The sequence below is a fragment of the Arthrobacter sp. MDB1-55 genome (assembly GCF_059092925.1).
Window position 1 is genome coordinate 262,838 of sequence record NZ_JBNHID010000001.1, and the last position, 11,975, is coordinate 274,812.

Sequence of the window (11,975 nt, forward strand, 5' to 3'; positions counted from 1 at the left end):
TCAGAACGGGACGTCACCTCCAGAACGGCGGACGCCCGGTCATCCACGCGCTCGCACCTGGACCCTGCCGATAGCGCCCATCGGCCCCCCGGTCATCCACGCGCTCGCACCGGGACCCTGCCGATAGGCTTAGGGTTCCAGCCGCGACCCGAGAGGAACCTATGTCCGAGCCGCTCGTTGAACAGTCCCACCCATGGAAACAACTGGGGGACCGGGCGTGGATGCTGCAGACAAATCCCTACGCTCTGAACACAGGGCTGGTGCTTGGGACAGAACGCGCGCTCGTGATCGACACGGGGGCCGGGCCGCAGCAGGCTGCCGAGATCTTCGAGGCGGTGCGGCAGATCACAGAGCTGCCGCTCTGCGTTGTGAACACGCACTCCCACTTCGACCATGTCTTCGGGAACGCGTACTTTGCGGCGCAGGGCGTGGCGGATTTCTGGGCGACCGAGCGGTGCGCCGCCGTCATACGTGAAAGTGGCGAGGAACAGCGGGTGGAGGTCACCGAAGCGGAGCCGGCCATGGCTGCCGGCGAGGGCGAGCACACCGCAGTCCATCCGGCGAACAGGGTTGTGTCCGGATCGCCGGTCGACCTGGACCTCGGCGGCATATCGGTGACCTTGTTCCACCTGGGAACAGGGCACACGGACAACGACCTTCTGGTAGGCGCAGGCAATGTCCTCTTCACCGGGGACCTGGTGGAGGAAGGTGCCGATCCGGCCTTCGAGGACTCCTTCCCGACGGAGTGGATCCGCACGCTGGGCAAGATCGCGGCGCTCGATGATTTGTACGACGTCTTCGTGCCCGGGCACGGGGCCCCCGTGAACGCGGAGTTTGTGGTGACCCAGCTGAACAAGATGCGCAGCGCAGTCCGGGTCACGAAAGTGGCGATGGATGAGGCTTCGGTGGACATGACCAAGGCCATCCCGATCCTGCCGTATGGACCGGAGCAGTCCCGGGCCCTACTGACCCGCCTCCGTACCCTCGCGCACTGGAAGTGGCTGGAGCGGCAGACCGGCAGAGGTTGAGCCCTTTGGAGCGAGGAGTTGTAGCATGGGCTCGACCTTCGCCAGGAACGCAGCCGCCGTCTCGGCGGCAGAGCCATTCGCCTCGATCACTTCATAGCTGCCAAAGTCAGGAAGGCACCTGTAGGAGGCGTCGAGAACGCTCAGGAACTCCAGCGTTTCCCGGTCGGTGTTACGCGAAGTGATGCGGGCTTTTGCCGTGCGCGGGTCAACACTGAGGTAAACGACGAGGTCCGGTTTCGGGAGCATGCTCAATAGCCAGGGCAACACGACGCCGCAGGGCAGGCCACGCACCTGCCGAAGAGCGAGCTGGCATTGAAGGTGGCGGTCGAAGATGATGACGCCCCGGCGTCGTCGTGATTGAAGGGTTGAGTGAAGCACCGCCAGGACGCGGAGGACCGTCTCGATCCTGTCCAGCATGCGCGCGCCGAGCATCGACTCGGCGGTTTTTGACCAGCACGACGCCCAGCGGTCAAGGGTGCGCCGTCCGCCGGGATTTCGGAACAACTGGGCGTCGATGCCCCGCTCGTGAAGCGTTTGAATAACCGCTCGCGCAACAGTGGTTTTGCCCGCCCCGTCGATTCCGAGCAGGACCACACGCAGAACCTGTGGATTCCTTGGGAACTGGGTCATTTTGGCCTTTCGCGGGTGTACTCTCTGGAAACAATCATCGCAAGGGCGACTGGGTGAAGACTGGTGGTCCGCAATGAGGGGAGCACCATGAATATCCCACGTAGTGCACTAGGCCTGGTTCTTGCGACGGTGCTGGTCGGCGTCGCCGGTTGCGCGTCCGGCGGTGAACCCACGAGCGAAGCGCCCCCTGCAGAGACCAGCGCCGCGGCAGAGACCACAGCAGAGTCCACGCCCGAGGAGACGGGATCCGCCGAGGAGTCCAGTGAACCCGCCTCGGAGGCACCCAGTGAATCAGCCTCGGAGGCACCCAGTGAAGAAGCACCGGCTGAGGAGATCGTCATTACGATCCGTAACTTCGAGTATGAGATGCCGGAGACCGTTCCGGCCGGAGCCGAGATCACGGTAGTCAACGAGGACACCGCCCCGCATACCGTAACAACCACCGAGACCGAGGACTTCGACGCCATAGTGCAGGGTGGTGAGACCACCACGTTCACGGCCCCGTCGGAAGCGGGCGAGTATCCGTTCTTCTGCACTTACCACCCCAACATGACGGGCACTCTCGTGGTGAGCAGCGATGGCTAACGCAGCCACCCACGGGTCTGTTGCCCGTCCACGGTCGGCACCGCTGATGATGGTGCTTCGTGTCCTCATTGCGGTAGGACTGGCCATCGACGCGTACGTGCACTTTGTCCTCGCTCCGAACTACCAGTTCGCCTACCCGGACGGCATCGGTGGAGGCAACCTCTTCCGGATTCAGGCCGTTGTAGCCATCCTGGCTGCGCTCTATGTCCTGATTCGCGGGAGCCGTCTGTCCTACGCCGTCGCAGCACTGGTAGCGCTCTCGGCGTTCGCCGCCGTCGTATTGTCGGCCTACATCCAACTGCCGCAGGTCGGACCGATTCCGGCGATGTATGAGCCGCTCTGGTTCTTCGAGAAGACCGCGAGCGCCGTAGCTGAGGGCGTCGCCGGGGTACTTGCCGTCGTCGGATTCTTCCTGGCGCCACGGAAGGATGCCGCACTGCGCTAGCGTTGAACGGTGCGCCAGGAACCGTTCAATCTTCGCAGGATCGCCGTTGGCGCCTACGGTCCGTCGCTTCTCTATGGCGCCGCAACCGGATCGATCGTGCCGGTCATCGTGCTTTCGGCCACCGAACTTGGGGCGGACATTGCGACGGCGGCGCTGATCCTCACCCTGACCGGCATCGGGTCGCTGGTCACGAACGTTCCCGCCACCTTGATCACCTCCCGTTTCGGGGAGCGGTGGTCCCTCGTCGCTGCGTCCCTCTGGTGCTCGGCAGCGATGATCCTCGCGCTGGCCTCAACCAATCTGGCCATGTTCGCTGCCGCGATCTTCATGATCGGCATGGCGGGGGCCGTTTTCGGTCTTGCCCGCCAGAGTTACCTCACTGAGGCTGTGCCCATCCACTTCCGTGCCCGGGCGCTGTCCACGCTCGGCGGAGTCACCAGAATCGGCGTCTTCCTCGGGCCCTTCGCGGGCGCCCTCGCGATGAGCTTTCTCGGGCTCGACGGCGCGTATTGGGTTGGCGCCGTAACCACTTTGATCGCTGCCGTACTGAGCTTCCGTGTGCCGGAACTGGGCAGTTCACATGCCAGATCCGCGCCCGGCGGCACCGGCGGTCAACCCGCAGCTCCGCCGACTCTGCGAGCGATCCTGCGCGCTCACGCGCGGATCTTCGCCACTGTGGGCGCAGGAGTGCTGCTGATTGCAGCGGTCCGCGCCACTAGGCAAGCGGTCCTGCCGCTCTGGGCGCAGGAAATCGGACTGGATCCGACGACGACGGCGCTCATCTACGGTGTCTCCGGCGCCATCGACATGCTCATCTTCTATCCCGCGGGGAAGGTGATGGATGTGTACGGCAGGCGTTGGGTAGCGGTACCCTGCATGCTGATCATGGGCACAGCGCTACTCCTGCTGCCCTTGACCCGTGATGCTTTCAGCCTCCTCGCCGTTGCCCTGCTCATCGGCTTTGGAAATGGCATCGGCTCGGGCATTGTCATGACTCTGGGTGCAGACTTCTCGCCGTCGCCCGGCCGCCCCCAGTTCCTGGGAATCTGGCGGCTTCTGACGGACATCGGCACCATGGCCGGCCCGGGGATTGTGTCCGCGGTGACGGCCGCGGCCTCACTGGCGGGAGGAATCTGGACCACCGGTGGTCTGGGGCTGGTGGGGGCAGTCATTCTGTGGCGGTGGGTGCCGCCGAAGCCACAGCGAGTGCGTCAGTCCTGAAGCTCGGTTCCTCGCAGCCGCGCCTGCGAGGCGAACAGCCAGCACGCCGTCGCGCTCAGCGTAAAGCCGACGCCGACAATGAGCGAAAGACCCGACCAGAAGAAGAGGGGAGTGCCGGCAGTGCCGGGGACAGGAGCAGGACCAATTGCCTGCACGTACAGGTACAGTCCGGAGGACAGGGCGAGCCCGATGAGACCGGGAACCCAGCAAAGCATGAGCCACACCCGGGAGGCAGACCAGGACTCCCCAAAACCGCCCCACACGTTCCATTGGTTACCGGTACGCATGATGACAAGACCGCCGATCAGTGTCCACGCGCCAACCACCAGGTAGGCAGCCACAACGTCCGCGGGGCGATGCCAGAGGTTGATGAAGGTCGCCGCCCCGGCCAGGACCGAGTACGTGCCGCCGGCCGCCGCGACGAGCGGTCGCCATCGGGGCGAGACAACGAGGAAGACGGCCGCTGCGGCCGACGCCGCGAGCGTGGTGTGCCCGGACGGCAGGGAATTGAAGTCAAGCGTCGGGACGCCCCGGTCAGGGCGGTCGAACAGGAGGTTTTTCAACAGCTGGGTTGTGAGGTTTGCGCCGACAATCGTGGCGAGCGCAGCACCGGCTGCCCCCCACCGCCGCCGTCCCAGCGTGACGAAGAGGATCACCGCTGCGGCGATGAAGACTGAAATCAGGGGCAAGCTGTCCAGGAACCGCAGGAAAGGAGCCTGAGTGTCCGGAGCTGCGATGCCCGCTTCAGCCCACGCGGACTCGTCCGCGAACTGGCCGGTGGTCGTGCGCACGAACGCCCAATAGGTCCACCCCAGGGCTACGAAACATCCGAGTGCGCCGAGAACAAACAGCACGGGGTGCCGAGCGGCCGTTGAGGTACGGCGAGACGTGGTGGATTGCTGGGTGCTCACCTGATTAACACTGACACAACGACGGGATGGTTCCTGAATCGGGAATGCTGCGGCGCACAGAACCCGTCCGCACGCTGGAGTGGCGTGCGGACGGGTTCCTGCTTCAGTGTTCTGCCGTTACCGGGTACTGACGGATACGGTGGTGGATCCGCCTGCCGAAGACGAGATCTTGATCGTCGGCGTCACGGCAACGTTGGAGTTACGAGTGCGGATAGTCCAGCTGCCGTCTGCGGCGACGGTTGCGGTTCCAATCCGAACACCGTTGGCGTTGGTGGCGGTGATGGTATTCGCCGTAGTGATACTGGCGCTGCCACCGATCCGCCATTCCCGCTTATCCGCGCGGTACTCGGCAGTAGCCGTGAGCTGGTCCGCTGGAGTCACGGTGGGCGATGCACCGCTGCCGAAGCTTGCGGGAGCACTGTCACCCGCTGCGCTCGTCGCAACCAGCCTCAACGCGTAGGAGACGTTGTTCGTCAACCCAGTGAGGACCGCGCTTCGTCCGGCGGCGTCCGTCCTGACCTCAACCGCTGAGCCTGAAGGGGGCGTAGCTGTCAGGACATAGCCTGTGATCGGCGTGTTTCCGGCAGTGGCTGGCTGCCATTCGACGGTCGCGCTCTGATTTCCCGGAGTCACCCGCACCACGTTCGGAGCGGATGGTGCCGTCAGGTCTCCTGCTTTCGGAGTGAAGAGAACTGATTCGGCTGCCGTACTGCCCGCGGCGCTGTTTGCGGTCACCACGAAGCTGTATTCGGTTCCGGGCGTGAGGCCGTCAAGCGTGGCCGATGTTGCGCCGCTTCCGGCCGTGGTGGTGACAGGCTCAGCGGTTCCAGACGTCGCCGTCACCGTGTAGCCGGTCACGGCGGAACCGTTCGCAGCCGCTGCCGCCCAGGAGACCTCGGCTGAACCAAGCAGGGAGCCGTCCTTCACCGCTACCTCACCCGGCGCCGACGGTGCTGAGGCAGTAGGCGGCGCATCGGAGGATGTGACCGTCACGGTGCCGGCCCCCGCGGCCGTGCTCGCTTGTCCGTTGAGGGCAACCACCTGGACCGGGTATGCCTGGGCGTTAACCAGTCCGCGCACGGTGGCGCTGGTGGCTTCCGCTCCCACCTTGACGCTCACTTCCTGGCCGAGGACGGTGTCCACCGCAATCACCTCGTATCCGGTGATGGCGGGGGCGTCAGCTGGAACGGTCGCAGGCTTCCAGGTGACATTGATGCCGTTCTGGCCGGCCGCGCTGGCAAAAGCCTCGGTCGGAGCATTGGGTGCCTGCCCGGCTGGCCCTGCAGGGCAGCCACCGAACCCTGGGCCGTCGGTCTCCTTGAATTCGGAGATGGTCAGGCCAAGTTGGGCTTCCTCGCCTGTCGCAGGTTCGGCCTGCCAACTGGCAACCGACGGATCTCCAGCAAACGCTGTGTCCTGCTCAGCCTTGGAGAAGAATCCGTAGGTAACGGTGAACTCGCCGTTCGCCGCTGTGCCGTCAACTGTGTAACCGGCGGGTGTTTCGTCATCAGGCCAACCGATAGCGCGCTCGCCGATGCCCATGTCCCGCATGTCTGGGTTGACAATTTCCACTCCCATGCGGTTGGTGTCCACATCGGAACCATAAGTGCCCTTAACCACGACGGTGCCCTCAACGTCACCGGCAATGTCAGGCGTCACTGTGCCGTCGACCGACTCGACGGAAGTGATCATTGCTGTTCCTGCGACCGCACCATCGCTGCTGCCGTCTTCGAATTCCGCCGTGACGACGTCGAGGCCGGCGATGTTGGGGGTAACCACGTCCCAGCATGACCCGCCGGGGTGGTTCACTTCGAAGAAGCCATCCGGGCCTACTACTCCGTGTGAGATACCGATGAGGTTTCCGCCGCGGGTGACCTTGATGGTGACGTCCTGGCCGGCCTGGGCGGTGTAGCCCTCAATGGCGACCATGTCGCGTTTGGTGAAGATTTCCACATTACCTGGTCCAACAGGGGGGTTCGCTGCGATCACCGCGGTTGCGCCGCCGGCAATGAGCATGAGGGTAGTGCTTCCCGCAAGCAGTCCGGTAACGCGTCTCCGGGAGGACGTCGTACCTGTAGCACCGGGAGAAACGTGATTGTGAAGCTTCATCACGGTTCCTTTCCTAACGGAGCTCGCAGGCCCCGAAATCGTTTGCTGCAGGACGGACGCCTGCTCCGTAAGGATCATCCCTGGATCTTGGGAAATCCTTGACTGGTCGTCATGACTACGCTTATCGGATGGAGCAAACCACTGCGGACGAGCTGCTGGCTTCCGCACACGTAGTCTCACTTCCGATGCGGATCCGCTTCCGGGGAATCACACACCGCGAGGCCCTGATCCTCCGTGGACCGGCGGGCTGGGGCGAATTCGCTCCCTTTCCGGAGTACCTCGACGGTGAGGCGGCATCCTGGCTCCGCGCCGCGATAGAAGCGGCGTGGGAGGGATTCCCGGCACCGGTGCGCTCCCAGGTCCCCGTGAACGCAACCATGCCCGCAGTGGGGGTGGCCGACGTCGAGCCCGTTCTGAAGCGGTTCGGTGCGGTGAGCGCCGTCAAGATCAAGGTGGCGGAGCGTGGCCAGTCCCTTGCCGACGACGTCGCGCGGGTGGCGGAGGTCCGAAGGCTCCTGCCTGAGGCGAAGCTGCGGATCGACGCCAACGGGGGGTGGAATCACGCCGAGGCACTCTCGGCTCTCGCGGCTCTAGCTTCGTATTCCCTTGAATACGCTGAGCAGCCAGTCATGGACACGGACGGCTTGCGGGCGGTCAGGCTGGAAGTGCGACGGCGCGGGATTCCGGTGCTCATCGCGGCCGATGAAAGCATCCGCAAGGCCGAGGACCCGCTGCGCGTGGTGCGGGAGGATGCAGCGGATGTGATCGTCGTGAAGGTTGCGCCGCTCGGCGGAGTTGGTCGCGCACTGGACATTGTGGCTCAGGCGGGTCTTCCCGCCGTCGTAAGTTCTGCCCTGGACACCTCCGTGGGTATTCAAGCCGGTGTGGCGTTGGCTGCCGCCCTGCCGAACCTGCCGTACGCCAACGGACTGGCCACGCTCTCGCTGATGGACGGGGACGTGTCGGATGAGCCGCTGCTGCCCAGCGGTGGCTGGTTGCCAGTGCGTCCGGTATCGGTGTCAGAGGAACTCCTCGAACGCCACGCTGCGCCGGCCGACCGCGTCGAGTGGTGGCGAAACCGGCTGCGGCGCGTCCACGCCATCCTTCCGTCCGGGGCTTAACGGCGAAGGCCGGGGTATGCGATGTCCGCATACCCCGGCCGCGTCCGCGCAGAGGCTACTTGCGCAGACCCTTGCCGTTCTTTCCGCGGAAGACCTGAGCCACTGACGGGCGGGGGAGGCCGGTTCCGTCGTAGGGGAACAGCGAGGTGTTGTTACCCCACGAGCCGTCTTCACCCGGGTGCTGCACCGCGACGAAGACCATGCCTTCCTGGTCATGAATGACGGGTCCGCAGGTCTCAGCGTCGCGCGGCACGGAGAGGAACTGCTCAACCTTGCCGCGGTTGGGGCCCTCGAGGGTGACCTTGAACAGGCCATCGTTGTATCCGATGCCGGACGGCGCACCGTCGGTCGAGATCCAGAGGTTGCCCACGGAGTCGAACGCGACGTTGTCCGGGCAGGAGATCGGAGACACCTGGTCAACGGGGTATCCGCTGAAGTACGTCACGTCACCCTGCGCAGGATCGCCACACACCATCAGCAGGTTCCAGTTGAACGTGGAAGCCGTGGCGTCGTTGTTCGTCTCGGTGATCTCAACGATGTGGCCGTCACGGTTCTGGGTGCGCGGGTTGGCTTCGTCAGCCTTCGCGCGTGTACCGACACCGCGGTTGGAGTTGTTGGTGCAGGCGACGTACACCTTGCCGGTGACGGGGTTGGGCTCGACGTCCTCCGGGCGGTCCATCTTGGTAGGGCCGACCTTGTCAGCCGCAAGCCGCGTGTAGACAAGTACTTCTTCCGTGCTCATACCCGGGACAGCGCTGCGTCCGCCGCGGGTCAGCGGGATCCACTCGCCGGTGCCGTCGAATGCGCCGTCCGAGGGCACTGCGCCCGAGCCGTCGATCTCGGCCTCGGAGTTGCCGCGGAAGCGTGCAACAAAGAGGTCACCGTTGGCCATCAGGGTCTTGTTGTGCTCGCGGTTGCCCTCGATGTACTTGTCGCGGGATACGAACTTGTAGAGGTAATCGAACTGCTCGTCGTCGCCCATATAGGCGACTACATGGCCATCATCGTTGACCCGGACATTGGCGCCCTCATGCTTGAAGCGGCCCATGGCGGTGTGCTTGACCGGAGTGGAGTTGGGGTCCATCGGGTCCAGCTCAACGATGTAGCCGAAGCGGTTCGGCTCGTTCTTGTACTCCTCGGTCGAAGCATCGAAGCGTGGCTCGTCGAGGTGCCAGCCGCGTCCGGGGTTGGCGTTGGTCATCCCGTAACGGCGCTGTTCAGCAGTGGGAGCGGTGACCTTGAAGTAGCCCTGGAAGTTCTCTTCGCCGGAGAGGATGGTGCCCCACGGAGTGGTTCCGCCGGCGCAGTTGTTCAGGGTTCCAAGAACAGTCCGTCCATCGGGATCCGCTGCTGTCTTGACAAGGTCCGATCCGGCGACCGGGCCGGAGAGCGTGAACGGAGTCGACATGGTGATGCGGCGGTTGAGCCTGGCGCCGCGCACGTACTTCCAGGGGAAGCCCTCGTTCTTGCGCTCGAGTTCCACGACCGCCATGCCGTGGGCATTCTTGGCGATCGCCCGGATGGTGGCGGCATCGGTGCCGGGAGCAAACATGATGTTCTCGTTGGTGTACTCATGATTGGCAACGAGGACAGCGCGGGTCTTCTTCTTGTCCAGCGGCAGGATGTCCAGGTAGTCGTTGTTGTACCCGAACTGGCCGGCCTGTGACTCCGGGGTCTGGCTGTTGGGGTCGAACTCCGGGGCACCCGGAAGGATGGGGTCGCCCCAGCGGATGATGGGCTCCCACGAGTAGGTCTTCGGGACAGTGAACTCGTCAACGGATGCTGGCACTGGGGCAATAGCGGAGAAGCTGAGGCGCCCGCCTGCCTTCGCGGCGGGGGAGAGTCCCTGAGCTGCCGCGGACGGTGCCTGATTGACGGCGTTGGCACCAAGGAGCAGGGTCAGCGCGCCGACAGCACCCACACCGAGAACATTTCGGCGTGAATATTCGGCGGAAACGATATCCCGCATGTAGCTGTTGTTCGACGTGTTGCAGACAGCTTTAGCGCAGGCATTGTCGCACTTGAGCGCGCAGGTGACGGCACTGCGCTTGCCCTTCACATGGTCGAGCATGGGGAGGAAACGGCGCCGGGGTTCGATTGTCATGGGGGAGTCAAGCCTTCCAAAGGAGTACGGTCGAGTCCGAGGGTGCCAGCCCCACCTGTCGGTCCAAGGACCAACAGGTGAACCGCGAGTTAACTGTTGTGCGCGGCCAAGCGTCGGTGCATCAGTGCAAGGATGGGATGGTGAACTCGATCGAATCCGCGCGCGCAGTTGTCCACGCGCTTCGCGCTCACTCAATCACCGACGTCGTTCTTGCTCCGGGCTCGCGCAGCGCTCCGCTTGCCTACGCGCTGGCAGAGGCCAACGATCGCGGTGAGCTCCGCATCCATGTTCGGGTGGACGAGCGCGTGGGCGGGTTCACCGCCCTTGGTCTGGCGCTCGGCTCCCAGCGCCCAGCGGCAATCGTCACCACCTCCGGGACCGCCGTCGGAGAGCTGCTTCCCGCCGTCATGGAAGCCAACCACGCGGCAGTGCCCCTCGTGATCCTCTCCGCCGACCGTCCGGACGAACTGCGCGGAACCGGCGCGAACCAGACCACCCGCCAGGCAGGCCTCTTCGGCCACCATGTCCGCTCCGCCGTCGACGTGCCCGCCGGAACGGACCCGACATCCTTTGTGGCACAGGCGCTCGCCGACGCTCAAGGCGCCAAAGGACCGGCCGGCCCCGTTCAAGTGAACCTAGCGTTCCGGGATCCGCTTGTGCCGGGTACTGCGGACTCATCGGAGCGGCCCACGACCGTTCCGGTCCTTAAGGCGAGCAGCCTCCGAGACCCGAGTGAACCCACGACGACGACGCCGCCCACCGCTGCGTCCGACGGTACACGGACCATAGTGCTTGCGGGGCACGGAGCGGGTGAACTCGCGGCGGTCTTTGCACAGCACCTTCGCTTGCCGCTCCTCGCCGAGCCGTCGTCGAATGCCCGCTTCGGATCGTCAGCGATCGGAGCCTACCGGCTTGTGATCGAGCACTTCGCCGACCGCATCGAGAGGGTGGTGGTTTTCGGCCGGCCGACCCTGTCCCGGCCGGTTGCCGCGCTGATGGCCCGCACCGACATCGAACGTGCGCTGTACGTTCCCGAACCGCAGGCGTGGTTTGAAGAGGGGCGGCGCAGCGAACGGCTGATCGACTCCCTCGAGGGGTTGCTCGCCTTCGCGGGGAAAGGCAGCGAGGGTTGGCTTGAGCAGTGGCGGGAAGCCGGTGCCCGCGCCGAGGCGGCACTCCAGCTGCGCCTCGATGGGGAACCGGCGCTCACGGGCCTGCATGTGGCCGACGCCGTATGGGAAAACACCACGGGGAACCTGGTGATCGGGTCGTCCAACCCCATCCGCGACGTCGATCTGGCGGCAACGGGTGACTGGCATCCCCTTGAGGTGTACGCCAATCGCGGGCTGGCAGGGATCGACGGGACGGTCTCCACCGCTACCGGCATTGCGCTGGCGGCCGGAATCCCGACGCGCCTGCTGGTCGGCGATCTTACCTTCCTGCACGACGCCGGCGGCCTCCTGCTCGGCACGGGAGAAGAAGAGCCTGACCTGCAGGTGGTTGTGCTGAATGATTTCGGCGGAGGTATTTTCGGGCTCCTCGAGCACGGGGAGCCGGCCACGCTGGAACGCTACGGCTCCGCCGTCGAGCGCCTGTTCGGTACCCCTCACACTGCAGACCTGGCGGCACTCGCCGCAGGGTACGGGGTCAGTCACCGCTTGATCGGCACCGTCGACGAACTGGACGCCGCACTGGAGGTGCCAATCCGGGGGCGGTCGGTCCTGGAAGTCAGGACCGACCGTACCGGGCTGCGTTCCTTTCACGCTCGGGTGAAGCAGGCGGTGGCTGCCGCCGTCGGGCGCTGATTGGCGCTCGTTGCGC

Annotated in this window: 10 protein-coding genes; 6 read left to right on the plus strand and 4 right to left on the minus strand. The window is 65.0% G+C overall.

Going from position 1 to position 11,975, the window contains the following annotated elements:
- Positions 1 to 161 precede the first annotated feature (161 nt).
- Positions 162 to 1,028: an MBL fold metallo-hydrolase gene (locus AC5RU3_RS01290; protein WP_309071837.1), complete on the plus strand. Its 867-nt coding sequence runs from the start codon at positions 162 to 164 to the stop codon at positions 1,026 to 1,028.
- Here the strand turns inward: AC5RU3_RS01290 and AC5RU3_RS01295 are convergent.
- On the minus strand, positions 963 to 1,658 hold the full coding sequence (locus AC5RU3_RS01295) for a dTMP kinase (protein WP_493964689.1): 696 nt from the start codon (positions 1,656 to 1,658) through the stop codon (positions 963 to 965). The genes AC5RU3_RS01290 and AC5RU3_RS01295 overlap by 66 nt on opposite strands.
- An 87-nt stretch (positions 1,659 to 1,745) precedes the next feature.
- On the opposite strand from AC5RU3_RS01295, the gene AC5RU3_RS01300 reads away from it, so the two are divergent.
- From AC5RU3_RS01300 to AC5RU3_RS01310, 3 genes are read left to right on the plus strand one after another with little or no spacing between them, the layout of a single operon-like run.
- The gene (locus tag AC5RU3_RS01300) at positions 1,746 to 2,243 is read left to right on the plus strand and encodes a cupredoxin domain-containing protein (protein WP_458115522.1); all 498 of its coding nucleotides are present in this window, start codon (positions 1,746 to 1,748) and stop codon (positions 2,241 to 2,243) included.
- Entirely contained in the window at positions 2,236 to 2,688 is a 453-nt protein-coding gene (locus tag AC5RU3_RS01305) for a hypothetical protein (protein WP_309071834.1), read from the plus strand. Before AC5RU3_RS01300 ends, AC5RU3_RS01305 begins: the two co-directional genes overlap by 8 nt.
- Before the next feature lie 9 nt (positions 2,689 to 2,697).
- On the plus strand, positions 2,698 to 3,909 hold the full coding sequence (locus AC5RU3_RS01310; protein WP_309124419.1) for an MFS transporter: 1,212 nt from the start codon (positions 2,698 to 2,700) through the stop codon (positions 3,907 to 3,909).
- On the opposite strand, the gene AC5RU3_RS01315 is transcribed toward AC5RU3_RS01310, so the two are convergent.
- Complete coding sequence (locus AC5RU3_RS01315) at positions 3,900 to 4,820, minus strand: phosphatase PAP2 family protein (RefSeq protein ID WP_493964690.1); 921 nt, start codon at positions 4,818 to 4,820, stop codon at positions 3,900 to 3,902. The genes AC5RU3_RS01310 and AC5RU3_RS01315 overlap by 10 nt on opposite strands.
- Positions 4,821 to 4,937: 117 nt before the next feature.
- A complete protein-coding gene (locus AC5RU3_RS01320) occupies positions 4,938 to 6,929 on the minus strand; it encodes a fibronectin type III domain-containing protein (protein ID WP_309124250.1) in 1,992 nt (663 codons plus the stop codon).
- 128 nt (positions 6,930 to 7,057) lie between these two features.
- Between AC5RU3_RS01320 and AC5RU3_RS01325 the strand changes: the two genes are divergently transcribed.
- Complete coding sequence (locus AC5RU3_RS01325) at positions 7,058 to 8,050, plus strand: o-succinylbenzoate synthase (protein WP_493964691.1); 993 nt, start codon at positions 7,058 to 7,060, stop codon at positions 8,048 to 8,050.
- Between the two features lie 55 nt (positions 8,051 to 8,105).
- Here the strand turns inward: AC5RU3_RS01325 and AC5RU3_RS01330 are convergent, their stop codons facing one another.
- Positions 8,106 to 10,154: a PhoX family protein gene (locus AC5RU3_RS01330; RefSeq protein ID WP_493964692.1), complete on the minus strand. Its 2,049-nt coding sequence runs from the start codon at positions 10,152 to 10,154 to the stop codon at positions 8,106 to 8,108.
- A gap of 137 nt (positions 10,155 to 10,291) precedes the next feature.
- On the opposite strand from AC5RU3_RS01330, the gene menD reads away from it, so the two are divergent.
- On the plus strand, positions 10,292 to 11,959 hold the full coding sequence (menD, locus tag AC5RU3_RS01335) for a 2-succinyl-5-enolpyruvyl-6-hydroxy-3-cyclohexene-1-carboxylic-acid synthase (RefSeq protein ID WP_309124253.1): 1,668 nt from the start codon (positions 10,292 to 10,294) through the stop codon (positions 11,957 to 11,959).
- Positions 11,960 to 11,975: the final 16 nt, after the last annotated feature.